The sequence below is a fragment of the Streptomyces sp. NPDC006372 genome (genome assembly GCF_040612515.1).
GTDB lineage: Bacteria > Actinomycetota > Actinomycetes > Streptomycetales > Streptomycetaceae > Streptomyces.
Window position 1 is genome coordinate 78,945 of record NZ_JBEXQJ010000013.1, and the last position, 20,029, is coordinate 98,973.

Sequence of the window (20,029 nt, forward strand, 5' to 3'; positions counted from 1 at the left end):
CGCTCTGTCAGATTATCTGAACTGACATGACGTCAGGAATGGTCGGGAGCGATCGAAGTTGACGCCGATCTGACGCCAGGACTCACCTGGCCCAACGCTTCTCCCCCGTCAGGGACACCTGGCGGACCGCCCGAGCCCACCGGCTCGCCTTCGGGCCGACATGCCGTATATCGGCGTAATAAGCCGCTCGTGCCTGCGTCCCGGGTCACCTTCTGAAGAGGCACTAAGTGCGTGTTTTTGAACCCGTCGCTGTGGGATCGCTGTCGAGTCAGGCTTGGTCGCTGGGACAACGGCTCGCGGACGCGCTACTGAGCGGCTTGACCGTGTCATTTCGCCGTAGACGGCTCCTTGCCCGTGCGCCCGCGTGCTGGCCGAGGGCCGGTGCAGGCGTATCCCGCATGGGTGTGACATGGCCGCCGTTGGCGTAATCGGCTGGCCGTGCCAGGCGGCTGCGGCACCCTGGGGCTATGGCTGAAGGTGAGCGCGAGCCCGGCAGTGGCATGGTGGACCGGTCGGAGGGATTCGGCGAGCGCCTGCTGGGGGTGCTGCTGGACCGGGCCCACGAGATGCCGCCGCAGCTGATCGCTCCGCTGATCGCGGAAGAGGTGGCCAGAGTCGGTGGCCGTGACGTCTCGGTCCTCCTGCAGGACTACGCACAGGTAGTGCTCGCTCCCCTGCCGGGCCGGCGACTGGTGGTCGCCGAGCCCGAGCTGATCAGCGACTCCCCCGCCGGAACGGCCTTCCTGACGGCGGCTCCCCTCGAGGTCGCGCAGGACGACGGCAGCGTCCGGATGTACCTGCCGTTGCTGGATGGCAGCGACCAGGTTGGGGTGATGGTCGTCACCATGAGCACCGTCGATGACGACGACAGGCGACTGCTGCGCAGGCTGGCCGGCCTGGTCGCCGACATGGTGGTCACCAAGCACACCTACACCGACCAGTTCTTCCAGGCCCGGCGCCGGGAACCGATGAGCGTGGCCGCCGAGATCCAGTGGTCCCTGCTGCCGCCACTGTCCATGTCCGTTCCGCAGGTCGCGTTGGCCGGGATGCTCGAACCCGCCTACCGCATCGCCGGCGACAGCTTCGACTACGCCCTCAACGAAAACGTTCTGCACGTGGCCGTGATCGATGCCATGGGCCACGATCTCGGGGCCGCCGCGATGGCCACTATTGCCATCGGCACCTACCGCCACGCCAGACGCGCCGAGGTCGACCTGGCTGAGATCTACTCGTTCATGGATCGGGCGATCGCCGGGCAGTTCGGTCCCGATCGCTTCGTCACCGCGCAGATGATGCGCCTGGACACCTCAACGGGCCACCTGCAGTGGGTCAACGCGGGCCACCCGGCACCGCTGCTGATCCGCGACGGCCGGGTGCTCCACCCCCTGGAGGCCCCGACCACCCTGCCGGTCGGCTTCGGCGGCGAGCAGCCCCGGATGAACGAGTACCAGCTCCAGCGCGGCGACCGGCTGCTGTGCTACACGGACGGCGTGATCGAGGAGCACGTTGCCGGACAGGAGCCGTTCGGCGAGGAACAGCTCATCCGCTGCGTCAATCGCATGATGAGCCAGGGGGCGAGCGGGGTACGCGCCGGTGTGCGCTGGCTCTCCCAGGCACTGATGGCGGAGCGGGGCGGGCTCACCAGCGACGACGCGACCCTGCTCCTGATCGAATGGCGCGGGGGCGCCGCCGATCACCTCGCCGTTCTGAAGTAAGCCGACCTCAGGACCGCTTCACGGCCGAACCACTTATCGATGTCCGCCACTGGGGACGTGGTGTCGACAGAGGTGTCAGAGATCGTGCTTGTGCAACCCGAGGAGGAGGGTGGTATCCGGGTGTGGTTCAGCGGCCGTGGCCCTGCCGAGGAGGGGGAAGGGGCCGGTCAGCCGTCGGCCGGAGCAGGTTTCCTCGGCCAGCTCGGGGTCGCGCCTTTCCGGGCCAAGCGCCTGGTCATAAGCGTGATGGCAGCCTAGGTAATCAGCGTCTCGGAGTGCTGGACGAGCCGTTCGTTATCGCGGGCATGCCGACGGGCGTGCATCATCCACCTGATCGACGCGATGGGCCACGACCTGGACGCCGCCGCGATGGCGACCATCGCCATCGGCGCCTACCGCCATGCCCGGCGCGTCTTCATCAGCCTGGCGGAGAAGTACGCGTTCATGGACGATGCCATCGCCCACCAGTTCGGGCCCGACCACTTCGTCACCGCCCAGCTGATGCACCTGAACATCGCCACCGGCGAGCTGGAACTGGTCAACGCGGGCCACCCCGCCCCGCTACTGATCCGCGGCGGCAAGGTCGTGCGCCAACTGGAGAGCGCCACCACACTGCCCGTCGGCTTCGGAGGCGAACTGCCCCGCATCAAACAGCACATGCTCCGCCAAGGCGACCGGGTGCTGTGCTACACCGACGGCATCATCGAAGAACGCGTCAGCGGCGGCGAACCCTTCGGTGAGGAACGAACGCCTCATCGACTCCGTCAACCGACTGGGAGACCAACCGCCCCAGGGGCTGCGGGCGGACCTGCGCCAACTCTCCCACGCTCTGAAACATGCTCGAGGCGGACGCACCAGCGACGACGCCACCCTGTTCATGATCGAATGGCACGGAGGCGCCGCCGACCACCTCGCCGTCCTCGACTGAGCGCCCTTCGGACCGACGGTGACCGCCGCGCTGATCTCCACCAGGGCCTGCTCGGACGGGCCTGCAGTCAGTCCGTCAAGCACCCGGTACTCAGGGTTTGTCCACAACGGTGCACTTGGCCTTGTGCTTGGTCTGGCCGAGGGGAATCTCGATGCCGGTTCCGGGGTTGCCGCAGGTCTGGTTCTGGCGGCCGTTCTGAGCGGTGTTGGTCTCGGGTCCGACCGTCTGGCCGGCATCAGCGGAAGCGCGGCCGCGGTAGGGGTTGCCGGGACGCAGGGAGTGGTCGGTAGCGGTGCAGCTGGTGTATTTGCGGATGGTGCCGAGGACGTTGACAGTGACAAAGTCGTCGGTATTGCCGCAGTAGAGGTTCTGCTTGCCCGTCTGGGCGGTGTTGACCTGAGGGCCGACCGCTGTGCCGCCCACTGCGCGGGCGCCGCCTCTGTGCTCCCGCTGACCCTTGCTGCGGGGCAGGTGGCCGTTGTCGGCGGCCACACAGGTGGTGTCCCAGTTCATTGTGCCCACCACGTTCACGGTGACGAGGTCGGCGGAGTTGCCACAGGCCAGGTTCTGCTTGCCGGTCTGGGCGGTGTTGGCCTGAGGGCCGAGGGTGGTGCCTCCGACGGCCTGGGCGCCCTTCGCGTGGCCAGTGGCATGGCGGGTCCTGCCGTCGTCATCGACGCAGGTCCGCTCGCGGTGCACCGTCTCACCTGCGTTGAGCCGCACCAGACGGGCCGAGTTGCCACAGGTCAGGTTCTGCTCCCCGTCCTGATGGGTGTTGTCCTCGCCGTCCACAGGGACGTCTTCGAGGATGTCGGCGAACGCGCTGTTACCGGTGGCGCAGACCAGTGCACCTGCGGTGAGCACCATGGCCACGGCCCGGCGGAGATTCTGCGACCTGGCACTCCGCGCCGCGTGCCGTCCCCGCTGTCCCATATGCCTGGATCTCCTGACGCTTCCGCTGGGTCTCACTGCGCCGCGCCCGGACGGCCACGACCCTCATCGCCCTCAAGAACGTTGCATGGGGTGAAAAGTCACGGTTCGCGCGGAAAAGGCAGTCGGCCCCGCCCCCGAGAAACGGATGGGGCGAGGCCGGCTGTCTGATGTGCCCGGGAGTGTTGTGGGCTGCGTCCAGTACCCCGAGTCAAAGATCCTTTTCTGGATCTCCGACTCGAGAAACTAGTGGTGAACGGAGTGGATGTTGGTGGACCGGTCGACGGCCACGCACTCGGTCCGCGTGCGGCTGCCGGTGGCGGTGAGCGAAAGGCTGTTCGGATTCCCGCAGTTGTTGTTCTGCCGTCCCGACTGGGCCGTGTTCTGCTGGGTCAGGTTCATCAGGCCGGAACCGCCCTCGGCTTCCGCGCCGCCGCCCCTCTCAACGGTGCCCTTGTTCGTGGACGCGTCGACCGTCAGGCAACCAGTCTCATCATCGGAGCCAGTCAGCACAGTGGTCGAACCGTTGAGGTTGGCGCAGTTGTTGTTCTGCCGCCCCTCCTGCGCGCTGTTCTGCTGGGACACGATGCCCGCGCCGGAGCCGCCCTCGGCGCGGGCTCCGCCGCCCTTGACCTTGGTGTGCTTGTTGCGGGAGGCGTCCTTGTTGCCACACCGGCTGTCCTGTCGCCCGCCATTCAGCACGACGGTCGAGCCGTTGGGGTTGGCGCAGTTGTTGTTCTGCCGCCCCTCCTGGGCGGTGTTCTGCTGAAACAGGGGGCCGGCGCTGGGACCGCCCTCGGCGCGGGCTCCGCCGCCCTTGACCTTGGTGTGCTTGTTGCGGGAGGCGTCCTTGTTGCCACACCGGCTGTCCCGCCGCGCGCCACCGGTCGCGTCGATGGCGGTGTTGTTGGGGTTGGCGCAGTTGTTGTTCTGCCGCCCCTCCTGCGCGGTGTTCTGCTCAATGGCGACGGCGGCGCCGGAGCCGCCCTCGGCGCGGGCCCCGCCGCCCTTGACCTTGGTGCGCTTGTTGCGAGAGGCGTCCTTGTTGCCACAGCGACTGTCCCGCCGCGCAGTGAGTGTGGTGACGCTGGTGCCGTTGAGGTTGGCGCAGTTGTTGTTCTGCCGCCCCTCCTGCGCGGTGTTCTGCTCAAGGAGAGGGCCGGCGATGGCGGGGCCGCCCTCGGCGCGGGCTCCGCCGCCCTTGACCTTGGTGTGCTTGTTGCGGGAGGCGTCCTTGTCCACGCACCTGCTGTCCTCCCTGTCAGCCTGCACGTTGCCGCCGGAGCGGTTGAGGCGGGCGCAGTTGTTGTTCTGCCGCCCCTTCTGCGCGGTGTTCTGCTGATTCACGCGGGTGGGACCGGAGCCGCCCTCGGCGCGGGCACCGCCGCCCTTGACCACATTGTCCTTGTTCAGGGATGCGTCGTCAGTCGCGCAGCGCACGTCTCTTCTGCTGTCCGTCAGTACGGGGAACACCCCGGAAGGACTGCCGGAGCAGATGTTGTTCTGCTTGCTCTCCTGGGCAGTGTTCTCCTCGAACAGATCGCCGCCGGCGCTGCCGCCCCTGGCTTCGGCGCCGCGGCCGTCAGCAACAGCGACCCCGCAGTTGGCGGAGACCAGACCACCAAGCGCCAGGACCACCAGGGTGGCCATCTTCACTTTATGTGCGCGCACACATTCCTCCCGGACGGGCTCCGCGTATCGAGCTCTCTGACGTCCCTCCACAACGACGTCAGGCCCCGTCCGGCATGGCACCAGTGAGCAATTCTCCCCAGTGGGCCCATTGCGTTCCCCCAGAAGGCTGGTCGGCGTACACCCGAAGGGTGTCTGATGCGGCTTGCGAAGGCCCAACCCCTCTGCGTGACGTCGATTTCAAGCGGTGGCGCGGCATAGCCACCCGCTACGAGAAGCAGTCCGACCGCACCGACCCGAGCCCCGCGACGCCGGCATGATCCCAACGACAGGCCCGGGCTAGGGGGTGTCGTCGCCCGGCAGTCGTGACACCTTTCCCGACCCGTCCCGGGCCACCGCCTTCGCGATCCGCACCGCGTCGATCGCCATCTCGCGGAGGTTGCCGCTGATCGGGTTGGTGAAGCCCGTGAAGTACAGGCCGGGGGCCTCGGGCGGGGTGCGGGGGCCGTGGACGACGGGCTTGCCGCGTGCGTCGAGGACGCCGAGGTGGCCGACGAGGCCGTCCAGGGCGCGGACGTACCCGGTGGCGGCGATCACGGCGTCCGGGGAGATCCGGCTGCCGTCGGCCAGCGCGATCTTGCCGCCGTCCTCGAAGCCGTCCACGGCGGCCACGATCTCCACCCTGCCCTTGCGCACCGCGTCGATCAGACCGACGTCCTGCACCGGGATCGCCCCCTGCTTCACCCGGGCGTACAACCCGGTGTCGGGGCGCGGCAGACCGTGTGCCGACAGGTCGGGAACGGCCACCTTGGCCTGCACCCGGGCGATCCGGTCGACGAGGCCGACGGGCAGCCGCCGTACGAGGACGGCGCTGTACTGGGCGGCCCAGCCGGCGGTCGAACGGCGCACGATGTGCGGGGCGGTGCGCACCGCCAGCCGGACCCGGGCGGCGCCGCTCTCCACCAGGTCGACGGCGATCTCGGCGCCGGTGTTGCCGACGCCGACGACGAGGACGTCCCGGCCCGCGTAGGGCTTGCCGTTGCGGTACTCACCGGCGTGCAGGAACTCGCCGCTGTACGTGGCACGGCCGGGCCAGTCGGGTACGCGGGGCGTGTGGTTGTAGCCGGTGGCGACGACGACCGCCGCACCGGTCAGCTCCCGGCCGCCGGTGGCGTGCAGCAGCCAGCCCGTGCCGTCGGGTGCCCGCTCGACGCGGGACACCTCGACCCCGGTGACGATCTCGAGCCGGTGGTGCTCGGCGTACTTCTCCAGGTACCGCACCACGTTGTCCCGGGACACCCACCGCCCGAACCGGCGTGGCATCGGCAGCCCGGGCAGGGCCGACAGACGGCGGGTGGTGTGCAGGTGCAGCCGGTCGTAGTGGCCGCGCCAGGACGCCCCGACCCGGTCGGACTTCTCCAGGACGACCGCGCGTATGCCCCGGGCGCGCAGCGCGTACGCGGCGGAGAGTCCGCCGGGGCCGCCGCCTATGACGTAGACGGGGCGGTCCGGTGTGGGGTGCGCGGAGGCGTGTGGGGGCGTCGTGGACTCGGCCATGAGCGCGAGCGTAGCCACCGGCCTGGTTGATGGGTCTCGGTCAAGACCGGAATTGGTTTCGGATTGATCACGGCTGTAGGGGGAGGGGGTGGGGCTCGTGGCGTCGCGTGTCCGGTTGTGGCGAGCCGGTGATCGTTCCTGGCGGGGCGTACGGCGCGTGCGGGGCGCGGGGTGGGACGCGCGAGGTCTTGCGCATCCCGATAACTGACGTACCGTCAGATCTCATGGACACGATCTGGCTCACCGGCCCGCAGTGGCTGGCCGTCCTGCGGATCGGACTCGGGCTGTGGTGGCTGGAGAGCTGGCGGCACAAGGACCGCAAGGCCTGGTTCGAGCGGGGCACCGGCATCGCGTGGGCGGCCGGGATAGCCGGCAAGCATCGCTGGAGCGCGGTCCGTTCGGGATTCGAGGCGGCCGTCGCGCCGCACCCGCGCGTGATGGCGTACGTCGTCGTCTACGCCGAGCTCGCGCTCGGACTGGGCCTGATCACCGGCTTCCTCACCCCGATCGCGCTGGTCGGCGGACTGCTCCTCAACGCCCTCTACTTCACGCTCATGATCCACGACGTCGCCGAGCAGGGGCAGAACTCGATGATGGCGCTGATGTCCTGCGTCGGGCTGTTCGGGATGTCCTGGCAGACCTGGTCGCTGGACAGCGCGCTGGGGCTGTTCTGATGGCCGGACGTTTCGACCTGCCCGAGCCCGACGCCTTCACCCGCACCTACTGGGACGCCGCCGCCGAGGGCCGGCTGCTGATCCGCCGCTGCCGGGACTGCGGCCGGACCCACCATTACCCGCGCGAGTTCTGCCCCCACTGCTGGAGCGAGAACGTCGCCTGGGAGCCCGCGAGCGGCCGCGCCACCCTCTACACCTGGTCCGTCGTCCACCGCAACGACCTGCCGCCCTTCACGGACCGCACGCCCTACGTCGCCGCCGTGGTGGACCTGGCCGAGGGCCCGCGGATGATGACCGAGGTGGTGGGAGCGGGAGAGCTGACGGCCGGGGCGGAACTGGAGGTGGCGTTCCGGGAGGGGATCCCGGTGTTCCGGGTCGTGCCTGCCACGCTCGGCGGGTGAACGGCGCCGCCCCACGCGCTTCAATGTCCCCATGCCCCCGATACGCGACCACTCCCTGACGGGGTCCCTGCCCCCGGAACTGTACGGCCACGGCCTCCGCCTCCGCCCCTGGGATCCGGCGTCCGGCTCCGACGTCGAGACGTGGCTGCGCGGACTCAGGGACCCGGAGTTCCAGCGCTGGAACACCCCGCTGAGGCTGGTCACGGACCGCAGGAGCGCCCGGGAGTCGCTGCTCGCCCGGGCCCAGAGCGCCACGGAGGGCACCTCGATGTCGTTCCGGATCGCCGACGCGGCCGACGACACGGCACTGGGGCACATCGGCGTCAACGAGATCAAGTACCACCTGAAGGTCGCCCGCGTCGGCTACTGGGTGCTCCCCGAGGCCCGCGGCCAGGGCGTCGCCACCCGGGCGCTGCTGCTCGCCGCCCACTGGGCGCTCACCGAACTCGGCCTGCACCGCCTGGAACTGGACCACGCCCTCGGCCACGAAGCGTCCTGCAAGATCGCCGAGCGATGCGGATTCGCCTACGAGGGCACCCTGCGCGGGGCGATCTTCCAGGAAGGCCGGCACGACGCGTTCCGGGACGCCCACCTGCACGCCCGCCTGGCGACCGACCCGGAACCGGCGGGACCGTGAGGGGTCCGGGCCGGACAGCCGTATGACGCAGATCACTTCGGTCCCGCGATGAGTCTCTCCCGCCCCGCCGGTCATGTACGGCAACCACAGAGAAAGGACCATCCGAGATGACCGCACCCGTGAAGGGCCCCGCGAGCTACTTTCCCTCCATCGAGAAGAAGTACGGCCGGCCGATCGCCGACTGGCAGGCGCTCATCCGCTCCTCGCCGCTGACCCGGCACATGGAACTGGTCACCTGGCTCAAGACCGAGCACGGCCTCGGACACGGCCACGCCAACGCGCTCGTGGCCCACACCCTCGCCGAGGACAGCGGCAAGTGAGCCGCGAGAGCCGTGAATTCGGTCGTGCCGGGAAGGGTGCCGACGGCACCATGGGGCATGGACACGGACACGGACACGGACACCGTCAACTGGCACCTCACCCATGACCTCGACGACTTCCTGACCCGCGCCGGCGCCTTCCTCGGCTCCCGGCCGGCGCTGCACACCGTCCCGTTGACCGTCACGGAGACGCTGCGCACCCGCGGACCGCACGTGTACGGCGACGGCACACCGGAGTTCGGCGTGCTGGAACGGGGCGGAGCGGTCCGGGCGACGTTCTTCCGCACGCCCCCGCACTGGCTGAACCTCACCACGCTGACCGCCGGCGAGGCCGACACCCTGGCCGCGCGGCTGGCCGCACTCGGGCGGGCCCTGCCCGGGGTGAGCGCCGACCGCGACACCGCCGCCGCCTTCGCCGAAGCCTGGCGGCGGCACACGGGAGCCACGGCGACGCTCCGGCAGCGTCAGCGGCTCTACCGGCTCGGCACCCTGACCGTGCCCCGGCCGGTGCCGCCCGGCGGGCCCCGGATCGCCGTCGAGGCGGACCGTGAGCGACTGGTCCGCTGGCACGAGGAGTTCAGCGAAGCCGTCGGCTTGGGCACCGTCCGGGACGCCGACGAGTGGGCCGACTCCCGTATCGAGCACGGAGGCATCACCTTCTGGGAGAGCCCCGACGGCACGCCCGTCGCCATGGCCGGGACGACCCCCCGGGTCGCCGGCCAGGTCCGCGTCGCCTCCGTCTACACGCCGGCCCACCTCCGCGGCCGCGGTTACGCGGGCGCCGCCACGGCCGAGGTCAGCCGCGCCGCCCTGGCGGCCGGGGCGAAGGAGGTGCTGCTCTTCACGGACCTCGCGAACCCGACCAGCAACGGGCTGTACCAGCGGATCGGTTACCGGCCGGTGGCGGACTTCGCGGTGTACGACTTCACGCGGTAGACGGATTCACGCGGTAGACGACTTCACGCGGTAGACGGATGCAGGCGGTAGACCGAGACGTGAGAACGCGAGTCGGCGGTGAACTCGGCACCGGACCAGTCCGCGTGCCTGGCCTCCAGCTCGAATCCGGCGAGCTGCGCCATGAGGTCCAGTTCGGCCGGCCAGATGTAGCGGTGCGGGCTGCGGCTCAGCCGGGCCCGCTGGGTCTCGTCGAAGAAGAAGTGGTGCGAGACCACGCGCTGGTGCAGCACGTCGTAGGTGTCCAGACCGATGTACCGGGAGTCGGACTGCCAGACGGTGGCCGTCTGGCCCGGTGGCAGCTTGCGCAGCTCGGGCACCCACAGCTCGATCACGAACCGGCCGCCGGGCGTGAGATGGCGGGCGGCGTTGCGGAAGCACTCGACCTGCTCGGCCTGGGTGAGCAGGTTGGAGATCGTGTTGTAGACGAGATAGACCAGGCTGAACTCGCCGGGCGCGACGGTGGTCGTCATGTCGCCGACGACCACGGGGAGCGTCGCTTCGTCCGCCTTGGCCCGCAGCCGCTCCACCATCGGCACCGACAACTCGATGCCCGAGACGGGCACTCCCTGTTCGGCGAGCGGCACCGCCACCCGTCCGGTCCCCACGGCGAACTCGAGGGCCGCTCCACCGTCCGCGAGCTCGGTCAGGCGGTCCACGGCCGGCCCCAGCACCTCCGGGGCGAACATGCCGGTACCGGGCGTGTCATAGCGCTGGGCGGCCTCGGCGTCCCAGATCTGCTCCTGATCCATTCCACCCACACTCGCCGTCGGCGGGGGCGCTGTCCATCCGTTTACGCGCGCGGCAGCTTCGCGTGAGCCCTCACGGCCACAGCAGTTCCCTCGTCCACCCCTCCTCCGCGCGCCGGTAGCGGAGCCGTACGTGCCGGCGTGCCTCGTCGCCCTGGAAGAACTCCACCTCCTCGGCCCGCAGCCGGTACAGCGTCCAGGACGGCACCGGGGTCTCCGGCTCGCGCGCGGCCCGTTCCCAGGCCGCCTGGGAGGCTTGCGCCAGCTCCGCCACCGACCCGAGCACCTCGCTCTGGCGCCCGGTCAGGGCCGCCGCCAGCGCGCCCGTCGAACGGGCGTGGAGGTCGCCCTGGGCGTCGGCGGACGGCGCGGCCGACACCGTGCCGCGCACCCGCACCTGCCGGCCCAGCACCGGCCAGTAGAAGCCGAGCGCGGCGTACGGGCGGGCGTCGAGGTGGCGGCCCTTGCGGCTGCCGGCGTGGGACGCGAAGGACCAGCCGGCCTCGTCCGCGCCGTGCAGCATCACGATCCGTACGTCGGGCAGGCCGGACTCGTCCGAGGTCGCCAGTGACATGGTGTGCGGCTCGGACTGCCCGGCCGCCACCACCGCCGCGAACCACTCGGTGAACAGCTCCAGCGGGGTGGCGGGGGCGGTCTCGGGGTCGAAGGGCGGCAGCCGGGTGACCTCCGGGTCCCAGACCCGCAGTGACCTCAGCAGCTCGTGAAGATCGGTTGCCATCCCCCGATTGTCACCCGGTGTGCTTCTCAGACCTGTCCCAGGTCGGACGACACCCACCGCTCCGGCCGCATCCGCAGCACCAGCTGCTCGCCGTGGCTCTTCCAGGCGGAGTCCACGTAGCCGTCGACCTTCTCGGCCGGCAGGTAGCGCGCCGAGATCTCGCGGAGCTGCTCCAGGGTGGCGGGGGAGGTGTCGACGACCGGGCCCTCGACGGACACGTACCTGATGGTGGGCTCCAACCGGTCCACCATCAGCGAGAACCGGCCCGCCGCGCTGATCAGCTGGTTCTTGCGGGAGTCGAGGCCGGTCATGATCCAGATGTCGCCGCCCGGCGCGTACTGGTACCAGATCGGCACGGTCAGCGGAGCGCGGCCCGGTCCCGCGTCCACCGCCAGTGCGGCGATGTGCGGCTCGGCCAGGAACTGTTCACGCTCTTCGCGGGTCAGGGCCATTCCGGTCTCCTTCGCAAGGCGAATCAGGTCTTCGTCGGTGTCAGACCAACACCCGTACCAGGGCCCCGTGTTCCCTCACCAGCGAACGGCAGTGAAGTCGATCGGCCGGGGGCGCAGGCTCCGGGTGCGGTCCGCCAGGGCGTGCAGCCGGCGGGACATCTCGCCCGCGTCCAGGCGGCGCCGGTCGCCGTGGCCCGGCAGGACCCACTCGAAACGGAGCCGTCCGGCCGCCCTGGCCAGGGAACCGGCGAGTTCCTCGACGGAGTACCACGTCACGCTCTCCGCGATCTCCAGATCGCCGGTCGTGCGCGACCAGTAGAAGCTGTCGCCGGTGAAGCAGTACCGGTCGTCCGCCAGGTAGAGCACGCTGCCCCGGGTGTGGCCGGGCAGCGGAAGGGCGGTGACACCCTCGCCGATCTCCAGGGGGTCCAGGCCACGGATCACCCGGTCCGCGTCCGGTGCCGCGTCGAGGTCGCCCTCGTGGATCCACAGACGGGCGCCGAAGTGGTCCGCGTAGCGGCGGCCGTGGGCGGCGTGGTCGCGGTGGGTGAGCAGGACGTCGGTGACCGGGCCCGAGGCCGCGTACCGGGCGGCGAGTTCACTGCTCCAGCGGGGGGTGTCGATCATCATCGTGGTGCCGGACGGCCGTAGGAGCAGGTAGGAGTTGGCCCCGGCCGTGCGGGGCGAGTTGTGGCCGCACAGCAGGACGGCTTCGTCCAGGGGCAAGGGGAAGGGGTCCCGTGCCGGGTCCGGCCGGCCGGACGCCGGGCGGATCGAGCGGGTGGGGCAGGCGAACGCGGCCGCGTGCAGGCGCCGGATCTCCGCCGCGTCCCTCGGCTGCCGCAGCATCCGCGACCGTCCGTCCGTCTCGCCGATCAGCTCGGGCGCGAGCTGACGGGCGGCGTCGCAGTTGACGCAACGGTCGTCCACGAACCAGCCGTCCATGGCGGGCATGGCAGGGCTCCTTCCAGGAGGGGAGGGGAGGACGGCCCGGACCAGGGGGCCGCCGGTTCAGAATTGCGCACCCCCGGCCGGACCGGTAGCCCCCGCCGATCTTGTGCTTTCGCCGCAGGGCCACTCTCACGATCCGCCGCGTGATGAGAAACATCCTGGTTCGTCCCCCGGCCCCTTCACCCTGGGCCTTCACCCCGGTCCCTTCACCCCGCCCCCAGCACCACCGTCCCCGACGAGCAGAACCACCCACCGGTCCCGGACGCCACCGCCAGCCGTGGCGGCGTCCCGTCGGCCCGCCGCACCTGGCGGCCCTCGCCCGCCTCGCCCCGCAGCTGCCGCACCGCCTCCACCAGCAGGAACAACCCCCGCATCCCCGGGTGCTGAGCCGAGAGCCCACCCCCGTCGGTGTTCACCGGCAGCGCCCCGCCCTCGACCCGCAGCCGCCCCTTCCCCACGAACGCCCCGCCCTCGCCCTTCCCGCAGAAGCCCAGGTCCTCCAGGGTCACCAGGGTCATGTAGGTGAACGCGTCGTAGATCTCCGCGAGGTCCATCTCGTCCGGCCGTACGCCCGCACGCTCGAAGGCCAGCCGGCCGCTCACCGCCGCCGGGGACACCGTGAAGTCCGGCCACTCGGACATGGTCGCGTGCGAGACGTGCTCCCCGCTCCCCAGCACCCACACCGGCGCCGTACGGCAGTCCCGTACGTACTCCTCCGCCGCCAGCAGCACCGCCGCCCCGCCGTCGGAACGGACGCAGCAGTGCAGCTTGGTGAAGGGGTCCGCGATCATGGGGCCGGACAGGACCTCGTCCACCGTGACCGGGGTACGGAACATCGCCTCGGGATTCAGGGCCGCGTTGGCCCGCGCCTGGACCGCCACCTCCGCCAGCTGCTCGATCGTCGTGCCGTACTCGAACATGTGGCGGCGGGCCGCCATGGCGTACTTGGCGATCAGGGTGTGGCCGTAGGGGACCTCGAACTGCAGGGGGCCGCGGGTGCCGAAGGACAGCGTGCCGGTGCGGCGGCCCGCGCGGACGTCGGCGCGGGCCGTCGAGCCGTAGGCCAGCAGCACCGCGCGCGCGTGCCCGGCCGCGATCGCGTCCGCCGCGTGGGCCGCCATGACCTCCCAGGTGGAGCCGCCGACGGAGGTGGAGTCGACCCAGGTGGGTCGCAGGCCCAGGTACTCGGCGACCTCGACGGGCGCCAGGGTGCCCAGGCCCGCCGAGGCGAAGCCGTCGACCAGCGACCGGTCCAGGCCCGCGTCGGCCAGGGCCCGCCGGGCCGCCTGGGCGTGCAGGGCGTAGGGAGTCGCGTCGTCCACCCGGCCGCAGTCCGAGAGGGCCACGCCGACGACGGCCACTTTCCTCCGGGCACCCATAAATCTGACGGTACATCAGATAACCCGGAGCACAAGCGCGGCAGGGCTCTGGGCATCCCCGGCCCACCGCCCTAATATGACGCACCGTCAGCTGCGGAGGTGGTACCCCCATGGATGCCCGCTTCACCACCGAACAGGACGAGATCCGCCGCACCCTGCGCGAACTGCTCCACAAGCGCTGCGGCCCCGAGGAGGTGCGGGCCGCCGTCGACACCCCGGCCGGACACGACCGGGCCCTGTGGACCGCCCTCGCCGAGCAGCTCGGCCTGCCCGGCCTGGCTCTCCCGGAGGACTGCGGCGGTACCGGCTGCTCGGTGACCGAGCTGGCCCTGGCCTGCGAGGAGACGGGCCGGGCCCTCGCCCCCTCGCCCCTGCTCGCCACGGCCGTCCTCACCGCACCGCTGCTGCTTGCCCTGGGCACCGACGCCCAGCGGGCCGGCCTCCTGCCGGGCATCGCCTCCGGCGGACTCACCGCCGCCCTCGGCGTGCCGGGCCCGGCCCTCGCCACCGCCCTCGCGCTCACCGGCCACGACCGGCTCGGCCGGTGGGCGGGCGGCGGCCGGGCCGGGGGCGTGCAGGCGCGGCGGGCGGACGGTGGCTGGCGGCTGTACGGGCAGGTCGAGCAGGTCCTCGACGGGCACAGCGCCGATCTGCTCCTGGTCGCCGCGCACGCCGGCGGCTTCGCCCGGTCCCGCGTCCTGCTCTTCCTCGTGCGCGGTGACGCGGCCGGGCTCACCCGCGTACGGCAGACCGCGCTGGACGCGACCCGACCGCAGGCCCGCGTCCAACTGCGGTACACGGAAGCAGAATTGCTCGGGGATGACGGCGATGACGGCGGTGACGTCCTCCCCGCCCTCGCCCGGCTCGGCGAGAGTGCCGCCGCCTGTCTCGCCGCCGAGGCGGTGGGGGCCGCCGGGCGGGTGCTGGAGCGGACCGTGGAGTACGTGGGGCGACGCGAGCAGTTCGGGCGGCCGGTCGGGTCCTTCCAGGCGGTCAAGCACCGGCTGGCCGATGTGTACGTGCAGGTGCAGGCGGCCCGGTCGGCGGCGTACTACGCGGCCTGGGCCGCCGCCCAGGAGACCCGCGAGGAGTCGGCCGGCGGGCAGGCCCTCGCCCAGGCGCTCCAGGCCCTGCGCTCGGCCGCCGCCGAGGGGATCCAGGCGCACGGCGGCATCGGTTTCACCTGGGAGCACGAGGTTCACCTGTACTTCAAGCGTGCCGCGGGCGACGAGCTGCTGTTCGGGCCGGTGCACCGGCTGCGGGCACTCGCCGCCGACGCGGCACACGTCTTCGAGGAGGCCGGCCGATGAGGGGCGTGCGGTTCGTGCAGAAGGTGTCGTCCACCCGCGGGTTCGCGCGCGTGGCACCGCACGTCTTCCCGGCCCTCGACCGGGCCGTGCACCGGCTGACCCGCGGAAAGGTGCTGCTCAGCGCCCAGCTCCTGCCCGGGGTCGTGCTGACCTCGACCGGGGCGCGGAGCGGGGCGCCCCGCCGTACGCCGCTCGCCTGCATGCCCGAGAAGGACGGGCACAGCTGGATCCTGGTCGGCTCCAACTTCGGGCGGCCGGGGCATCCCGCCTGGAGTCACAACCTGCTCGCCCACCCCGACGCCGAGATCAGCTGGAAGGGCCGGGACATCCCGGTCACGGCCCGGCTGCTGGAGGGGGAGGAGCGGGCCTCGGCCTGGCAGGCGCTCCTGGCGTTCTGGCCGCCGTACGCGGCGTACCAGGCGCGGGTGGAGCGGGAGATCCGGGTGTTCCGGGTCGTACGGCGGTGAGGACCCGACCCGCAAAAGCGCGACAGGCGGCGGTCCACTCGGGTGGACCGCCGCCTGCCAGACAGGACTTGGGTACGGGTAAAGGGCCGGGGCCGCCGCGCCGGGCTACTTCGTCGGCTTTCTGCCGGTGACGCCCAGATGCACCAACAGCGCGAGGTTCGGCTTCAGTTCGGCCTGCTTCACGCCCCAGGAGGAGAAGCCCTTCTGGTGGGAGGCGACGGCCGCGAGCATCGCGACGAGTGAGCCGGCGACGGCCGCCGGGTTCACGTCCTTGTCGACCCTGCCCTTGGCCTGGAGCTCGGCGACGGCGTCCGCGAGGGAGTTGTTCACCGAGTTGAGGATCTTCATGCGGAGCTTGTAGAAGCGCTTGTCGCCCTCCGCGGCGCCGAGATCGACGACCCGGAGGATCGCGTCGTTCTTGCGCCAGAACTCCAGGAACCCGTCGACGAGGTCCTGCGACGTCTGCCAGCCGGCCTTGCCGGCCCAGGAACGGCCTTCCAGGAGCTCGGTCAACGCGGCGCCCTCGGTCGCCATTTGCTCGGCGATCTCCAGGACGGCGCCCTCGACGTCCGGGAAGTACTGGTAGAAGGTCGCGGGCGAAGTACCGGCCTTCCGGGCGACATCGATGACCTTGACGTCCCGGTAGGGGGAGGAGCTGAGCATCTCGCTGAGGCAGTCGAGCAGCTTCTGCCGGGTCGCCTGCCCACGCCGGCCGGCCACACGGCCGTCGACGGTACGCACTTGTCCTGTCATGACGTCAGCTTACCGAGGCGGGATCGGGGCGCGATTCGGCCGACTGCAAATGGGGTGCGAGGGAGTACGGAGGCTGGTGTGCCTGGTCTGCGGGCTGTGGCAGTCACGGTTACGTTGGCGGCATGGCCGAAAACAGGGCATCGGGGTACGCAGAGGGCGTCCCCTGCTGGGTGGACGCGCAGCTCGCCGACGTCGAGGCGGGCAAGCGGTTCTACGGTGAACTTTTCGGGTGGACCTTCGAGGACTGGTTCGGCTCCTTCGCGCAGGCGCTGAAGGACGGCGAACCCGTGGCCGCGCTGGTCCGCAAGGTGGACGGCCGGCTGCCGACCGTCTGGACCGTGTACTTCGCGACCCCGGACGCGCCGGCCCTGGTCCGGCGCGTCCGGGAGGCCGGCGGGCAGATCGTCTCGGCGCCGGTGCCGGCCGGTGAGCTGGGCGTCACCGCCCTCGTCACCGACCCCGAGGGGGCCGTCTTCGCCCTGTGGCAGCCTCAGGAGCACCCCGGCTTCGGCAGGCGGCACGAGCCGGGCACCTTCGCCTGGGCCGAGCTGTACGCCCGGGACGCCGGGGCGGCCGACGCCTTCTACGGCGATCTCTTCCAGGAGGCCCTGTTCGGGCCGGACGCCGAGCCCGACTTCGGCCGCGCCCCCGTCTCCGACGTGTTCCCCGCCGAGATGCCGCCCCACTTCCTCGTGCACTTCGCCGTGGAGGACGTACCGGCCGCGCTGGAGGACGTGCTCCGGCTCGGCGGCCGCGTTCAGAAGCCGCCTTTCGAGACCTCGTACGGCACCGTCGCCGTCGTCACCGACAATCAGGGGGCGTCCTTCGCGCTGCTGCATCGCTGAGCCGGCAGGTTTGGTCATCGTTTGATCGCCTCTGTGGCGAGACATCCCAAATGTCACCGGGTTCGCCACCACGGCTCCGGCCAGGAAGAATCGGGGTGCGTGCCGCCATGGCGGTGCGGTGGTGAGACGCTGCACGAAGGTCGCGTGGAACATGTGGCTTGGCGCGGCTCGTACGGGGAGGTGGCAGGCAGAGTGGTGGATCAGCTGACGCAGCACGATCCGCGGCGGATCGGGCCGTTCGAGGTGCTGGGACGGCTGGGGGCCGGCGGCATGGGGCTGGTCTATCTCGCGCGTTCGGCGTCCGGCCGGCGCGTGGCGATCAAGACCGTCCGCACGGAACTGGCCGAGGACCAGCTGTTCCGGGTCCGCTTCACGCGTGAGGTGGAGGCGGCCCGGGCCGTCTCCGGCTTCTACACGGCCGCCGTCGTGGACGCCGACCCGCGCGCCGCCGTGCCCTGGCTGGCCACCGCGTACGTCCCCGCGCCCTCCCTCGAGGAGATAGTGAACGACTGCGGCCCGATGCCGGCCCAGGCGGTGCGCTGGCTGGCGGCGGGCGTGGCCGAGGCGCTCCAGTCCATCCACGGCGCCGGTCTGGTGCACCGCGACCTCAAGCCGTCGAACGTCCTCGTCGTCGAGGACGGCCCCCGGGTGATCGACTTCGGCATCGCGTCGGGCGTCTCGAACACGCGTTTGACGATGACCAACGTCGCCGTCGGCACGCCCGCCTACATGTCCCCCGAGCAGGCCAAGGACTCCCGCAGCGTCACGGGCGCGAGCGACGTCTTCTCCCTCGGCTCGATGCTGGTGTTCGCCGCCACCGGACACCCGCCCTTCCACGGCGCCAACCCGGTCGAGACGGTCTTCATGCTGCTGCGCGAGGGCCCGGACCTGGAGGGCCTCCCGGACGAGCTGCGTCCGCTCATCGAGTCCTGTATGCAGATGGACCCGACGGCCCGCCCCAACCCGGCCGACCTCCAGGCCCAGCTGGCCCCCCACCTCTTCGGCTCCGGCTCCGACGACAGCGGCACCGCCTCCGCCTGGCTGCCCGAGCGGGCCGTGGGCCTGATCGAGTCCCGCCGCAACGGCCGCCCGGCCGGCAAGCCCGCCCCGGGCACCGGCCGCAGCGGCGGCGGACGCCCCGCCCCCGCCCCGGCCCCGGGCCCCGCGCCCATCCCGCCCCCGCCCTCGCACGACCCCGTCGTACCGGCGCCCGTGCCCGCCGCGTCCGTGGCCGCCCCGGTCGGCGGCCCCGACACCGGCCCCGTACGGCTGGCCGGCGCCCAGGTGCCCATCGGGCCGGGCCCGCGGGTCGCCGACGTCCGTGCCGCCGCCGTCAAGGCACCCCCTCCGGAGACCGCCCTCGCCGCCTCCTGGTCCAAGCCCCGCCCCGGCGTCAACGGCACGGACCCCGCCGTCGGCCCCGCGGTCGCCGCGCCCCCGGCCCCGGCCGCGCCGCCCGAGCAGGCCGGTGGCTGGCGGCCCTGGCGCTTCCGCATGTCCAACGACGTCTGGGGCACCCCCTCCGTCGCCGACGACCTGGTCTACGTCACCTCCTTCGAGGTGCACGCCCTGGACGTCGCCACCGGCCGCCGCCGCTTCAAGACCCGGGACGTGGCCTGGTCCATGGCGGTCGCGGACGGCCGGATCCACGCCTCCGACGGGCCCACCCTCTTCGCCCTGGACGCCCGCGAGGGCGGCGACCTGTGGCGCTTCCAGACGGACGCCTGGGTCTACTCCCTCAAGGCCGGCCGCGGCAGTGTCGTCACCGGCACCCGGGGCGGCGGCGTCCAGGGCTGGGAGGCCTCGACCGGGCAGAAGCTCTGGGAGATCACCGGCTGCCAGACCGACTTCGAGTCCCCCGAGGCCGGACCCGCCCTGCACGACGGCACGGTCTACGTCTGGCAGGACGCCCGGCTGCGCGCCCTGGACGCCCGCACCGGCGACGAGCGCTGGTCGTACCCGATCGGCGACGCGGCCTCCTGCGGCGGTGTCCCGGTCCGGGTCACCCCGGCGCCCGACGGCTACGTCTACGTCTGCGCCGGCACCCGCGTCCTCGCCCTGGACGTGGCCGCCGGGCACGTGAAGTGGCACTTCGAGGCCCCGGCCGTCTTCCTCTCCCCGCCCACCTTCGTCCCCGGCCCGGCCGTCACCGGCGGCGGCATCTACCTCGCCGACTACCTCGGTACGGTCTACGCCCTCGACGCCACCGACGGCCGTGACCGCTGGCGCATCGCCACCGAGTCCCGCTCCTGCGTCGACCCCGTCCTGGTCGCCGCGGGCCACGTCCACGTGGGCAGCGGCAAGGGCCTCTACACCCTGGACGCGGTCACCGGCACACCCAAGTGGCGCTTCCAGGCGGGCGGCGACATCGTGGGCGCCCCCTCGGTGGCCGAGGGCCGTATCCACTTCGGCTCCACCGACCACCTGCTCTACACCCTGAAGGCCGACGACGGACGACTGCGCTGGAAACTCGCCACCGGCGGCGAGATCACCGGCTCCCCGGTCGTCCAGGACGGAGTGGTCTACGCGTGCAGCAAGGACCGCTGCGTGTACGCGCTGGACGCGGAGAAGGGGACGGGCACGGCACGGACGGCCTGACAGTCCCGGGACGGCCGTCGTACGGCGTACGGAAGGGGCTC

General features: G+C 71.6%; 19 protein-coding genes and 2 pseudogenes. 11 read left to right on the forward strand and 10 right to left on the reverse strand.

Annotation, left to right across the window (positions count from 1 at the left end; all coding sequences use genetic code 11):
* The first annotated feature begins 467 nt into the window (after positions 1–467).
* On the forward strand, positions 468–1,715 hold the full coding sequence (locus ABZ016_RS20735) for a PP2C family protein-serine/threonine phosphatase (RefSeq protein WP_356918099.1): 1,248 nt from the start codon (positions 468–470) through the stop codon (positions 1,713–1,715).
* Positions 1,716–1,888: 173 nt separating this feature from the next.
* On the opposite strand, the pseudogene ABZ016_RS20740 reads toward ABZ016_RS20735, so the two are convergent.
* Positions 1,889–2,053, reverse strand: a pseudogene (locus ABZ016_RS20740) (IS5/IS1182 family transposase); the annotation flags it as partial.
* On the opposite strand from ABZ016_RS20740, the pseudogene ABZ016_RS20745 reads away from it, so the two are divergent.
* A pseudogene (locus ABZ016_RS20745) lies at positions 2,037–2,643 on the forward strand (PP2C family protein-serine/threonine phosphatase); the annotation flags it as partial. The pseudogenes ABZ016_RS20740 and ABZ016_RS20745 overlap by 17 nt on opposite strands.
* Before the next feature lie 90 nt (positions 2,644–2,733).
* Here ABZ016_RS20745 and ABZ016_RS20750 read toward each other — a convergent pair.
* From ABZ016_RS20750 to ABZ016_RS20760, 3 genes are all read right to left on the reverse strand, one after another.
* Positions 2,734–3,510 (reverse strand): hypothetical protein, encoded by a 777-nt coding sequence (locus ABZ016_RS20750; protein WP_356918200.1) that lies wholly within the window; start codon positions 3,508–3,510, stop codon positions 2,734–2,736.
* Between the two features lie 309 nt (positions 3,511–3,819).
* Positions 3,820–5,244 carry a hypothetical protein gene (locus tag ABZ016_RS20755; protein ID WP_356918100.1) on the reverse strand — a complete coding sequence of 475 codons (1,425 nt, stop codon included), beginning with the start codon at positions 5,242–5,244 and terminating at the stop codon, positions 3,820–3,822.
* A gap of 297 nt (positions 5,245–5,541) precedes the next feature.
* Entirely contained in the window at positions 5,542–6,759 is a 1,218-nt protein-coding gene (locus ABZ016_RS20760) for an NAD(P)/FAD-dependent oxidoreductase (RefSeq protein WP_356918101.1), read from the reverse strand.
* Between the two features lie 224 nt (positions 6,760–6,983).
* Between ABZ016_RS20760 and ABZ016_RS20765 the strand changes: the two genes are divergently transcribed.
* The 5 genes from ABZ016_RS20765 to ABZ016_RS20785 all read left to right on the forward strand — a co-directional run bounded on the left by ABZ016_RS20765 (position 6,984) and on the right by ABZ016_RS20785 (position 9,727).
* Positions 6,984–7,433 carry a DoxX family protein gene (locus tag ABZ016_RS20765; RefSeq protein WP_356918102.1) on the forward strand — a complete coding sequence of 150 codons (450 nt, stop codon included), beginning with the start codon at positions 6,984–6,986 and terminating at the stop codon, positions 7,431–7,433.
* The gene (locus tag ABZ016_RS20770; protein WP_356918103.1) at positions 7,433–7,834 is read left to right on the forward strand and encodes a Zn-ribbon domain-containing OB-fold protein; all 402 of its coding nucleotides are present in this window, start codon (positions 7,433–7,435) and stop codon (positions 7,832–7,834) included. Before ABZ016_RS20765 ends, ABZ016_RS20770 begins: the two co-directional genes overlap by 1 nt.
* A gap of 31 nt (positions 7,835–7,865) precedes the next feature.
* The gene (locus ABZ016_RS20775; RefSeq protein ID WP_356918104.1) at positions 7,866–8,471 is read left to right on the forward strand and encodes a GNAT family N-acetyltransferase; all 606 of its coding nucleotides are present in this window, start codon (positions 7,866–7,868) and stop codon (positions 8,469–8,471) included.
* Positions 8,472–8,578: 107 nt separating this feature from the next.
* Entirely contained in the window at positions 8,579–8,791 is a 213-nt protein-coding gene (locus tag ABZ016_RS20780; protein ID WP_356918105.1) for a DUF4287 domain-containing protein, read from the forward strand.
* Positions 8,792–8,848: 57 nt separating this feature from the next.
* On the forward strand, positions 8,849–9,727 hold the full coding sequence (locus ABZ016_RS20785; protein WP_356918106.1) for a GNAT family N-acetyltransferase: 879 nt from the start codon (positions 8,849–8,851) through the stop codon (positions 9,725–9,727).
* A gap of 23 nt (positions 9,728–9,750) precedes the next feature.
* On the opposite strand, the gene ABZ016_RS20790 is transcribed toward ABZ016_RS20785, so the two are convergent.
* The 5 genes from ABZ016_RS20790 to ABZ016_RS20810 all read right to left on the reverse strand — a co-directional run bounded on the left by ABZ016_RS20790 (position 9,751) and on the right by ABZ016_RS20810 (position 14,015).
* Complete coding sequence (locus ABZ016_RS20790) at positions 9,751–10,497, reverse strand: class I SAM-dependent methyltransferase (RefSeq protein ID WP_356918107.1); 747 nt, start codon at positions 10,495–10,497, stop codon at positions 9,751–9,753.
* A gap of 70 nt (positions 10,498–10,567) precedes the next feature.
* Complete coding sequence (locus tag ABZ016_RS20795; protein ID WP_356918108.1) at positions 10,568–11,233, reverse strand: pyridoxal 5'-phosphate synthase; 666 nt, start codon at positions 11,231–11,233, stop codon at positions 10,568–10,570.
* 26 nt (positions 11,234–11,259) lie between these two features.
* Positions 11,260–11,685 carry a pyridoxamine 5'-phosphate oxidase family protein gene (locus ABZ016_RS20800; RefSeq protein WP_356918109.1) on the reverse strand — a complete coding sequence of 142 codons (426 nt, stop codon included), beginning with the start codon at positions 11,683–11,685 and terminating at the stop codon, positions 11,260–11,262.
* Positions 11,686–11,760: 75 nt separating this feature from the next.
* Entirely contained in the window at positions 11,761–12,630 is an 870-nt protein-coding gene (locus ABZ016_RS20805) for an MBL fold metallo-hydrolase (RefSeq protein WP_356918201.1), read from the reverse strand.
* A 212-nt stretch (positions 12,631–12,842) separates the two neighbouring features.
* Positions 12,843–14,015 carry an acetyl-CoA acetyltransferase gene (locus tag ABZ016_RS20810; protein ID WP_356918110.1) on the reverse strand — a complete coding sequence of 391 codons (1,173 nt, stop codon included), beginning with the start codon at positions 14,013–14,015 and terminating at the stop codon, positions 12,843–12,845.
* Between the two features lie 110 nt (positions 14,016–14,125).
* On the opposite strand from ABZ016_RS20810, the gene ABZ016_RS20815 reads away from it, so the two are divergent.
* Positions 14,126–15,325, forward strand: a complete 1,200-nt coding sequence (locus ABZ016_RS20815) for an acyl-CoA dehydrogenase family protein (protein ID WP_356918111.1) — start codon at positions 14,126–14,128, stop codon at positions 15,323–15,325.
* Positions 15,322–15,792, forward strand: coding sequence for a nitroreductase/quinone reductase family protein (locus ABZ016_RS20820; RefSeq protein WP_356918113.1), 471 nt, complete (start codon positions 15,322–15,324; stop codon positions 15,790–15,792). Before ABZ016_RS20815 ends, ABZ016_RS20820 begins: the two co-directional genes overlap by 4 nt.
* A gap of 105 nt (positions 15,793–15,897) precedes the next feature.
* Here the strand turns inward: ABZ016_RS20820 and ABZ016_RS20825 are convergent, their stop codons facing one another.
* The gene (locus ABZ016_RS20825; RefSeq protein WP_356918114.1) at positions 15,898–16,545 is read right to left on the reverse strand and encodes a TetR family transcriptional regulator; all 648 of its coding nucleotides are present in this window, start codon (positions 16,543–16,545) and stop codon (positions 15,898–15,900) included.
* 122 nt (positions 16,546–16,667) lie between these two features.
* Here ABZ016_RS20825 and ABZ016_RS20830 point away from each other — a divergent pair, with 122 nt between their 5' ends.
* Both ABZ016_RS20830 and ABZ016_RS20835 read left to right on the forward strand, forming a co-directional pair.
* Entirely contained in the window at positions 16,668–17,390 is a 723-nt protein-coding gene (locus ABZ016_RS20830; RefSeq protein WP_356918115.1) for a VOC family protein, read from the forward strand.
* 192 nt (positions 17,391–17,582) lie between these two features.
* Positions 17,583–19,988, forward strand: a complete 2,406-nt coding sequence (locus ABZ016_RS20835) for a serine/threonine-protein kinase (RefSeq protein ID WP_356918116.1) — start codon at positions 17,583–17,585, stop codon at positions 19,986–19,988.
* Positions 19,989–20,029: the final 41 nt, after the last annotated feature.

Bases quoted from the DNA above. Each gene is read 5' to 3' on its own strand.
- ABZ016_RS20770 (WP_356918103.1), top strand. From the start codon at position 7,433: ATGGCCGGACGTTTCGACCTGCCCGAGCCCGACGCCTTCACCCGCACC.
- ABZ016_RS20805 (WP_356918201.1), bottom strand. From the start codon at position 12,630: ATGGACGGCTGGTTCGTGGACGACCGTTGCGTCAACTGCGACGCCGCC.
- ABZ016_RS20820 (WP_356918113.1), top strand. From the start codon at position 15,322: ATGAGGGGCGTGCGGTTCGTGCAGAAGGTGTCGTCCACCCGCGGGTTC.
- ABZ016_RS20825 (WP_356918114.1), bottom strand. From the start codon at position 16,545: ATGACAGGACAAGTGCGTACCGTCGACGGCCGTGTGGCCGGCCGGCGT.
- ABZ016_RS20765 (WP_356918102.1), top strand. From the start codon at position 6,984: ATGGACACGATCTGGCTCACCGGCCCGCAGTGGCTGGCCGTCCTGCGG.
- ABZ016_RS20800 (WP_356918109.1), bottom strand. From the start codon at position 11,685: ATGGCCCTGACCCGCGAAGAGCGTGAACAGTTCCTGGCCGAGCCGCAC.
- ABZ016_RS20810 (WP_356918110.1), bottom strand. From the start codon at position 14,015: ATGGGTGCCCGGAGGAAAGTGGCCGTCGTCGGCGTGGCCCTCTCGGAC.
- ABZ016_RS20735 (WP_356918099.1), top strand. From the start codon at position 468: ATGGCTGAAGGTGAGCGCGAGCCCGGCAGTGGCATGGTGGACCGGTCG.
- ABZ016_RS20790 (WP_356918107.1), bottom strand. From the start codon at position 10,497: ATGGATCAGGAGCAGATCTGGGACGCCGAGGCCGCCCAGCGCTATGAC.
- ABZ016_RS20785 (WP_356918106.1), top strand. From the start codon at position 8,849: ATGGACACGGACACGGACACGGACACCGTCAACTGGCACCTCACCCAT.
- ABZ016_RS20815 (WP_356918111.1), top strand. From the start codon at position 14,126: ATGGATGCCCGCTTCACCACCGAACAGGACGAGATCCGCCGCACCCTG.
- ABZ016_RS20795 (WP_356918108.1), bottom strand. From the start codon at position 11,233: ATGGCAACCGATCTTCACGAGCTGCTGAGGTCACTGCGGGTCTGGGAC.
- ABZ016_RS20750 (WP_356918200.1), bottom strand. From the start codon at position 3,510: ATGGTGCTCACCGCAGGTGCACTGGTCTGCGCCACCGGTAACAGCGCG.
- ABZ016_RS20775 (WP_356918104.1), top strand. From the start codon at position 7,866: ATGCCCCCGATACGCGACCACTCCCTGACGGGGTCCCTGCCCCCGGAA.
- ABZ016_RS20760 (WP_356918101.1), bottom strand. From the start codon at position 6,759: ATGGCCGAGTCCACGACGCCCCCACACGCCTCCGCGCACCCCACACCG.
- ABZ016_RS20780 (WP_356918105.1), top strand. From the start codon at position 8,579: ATGACCGCACCCGTGAAGGGCCCCGCGAGCTACTTTCCCTCCATCGAG.
- ABZ016_RS20830 (WP_356918115.1), top strand. From the start codon at position 16,668: ATGGCCGAAAACAGGGCATCGGGGTACGCAGAGGGCGTCCCCTGCTGG.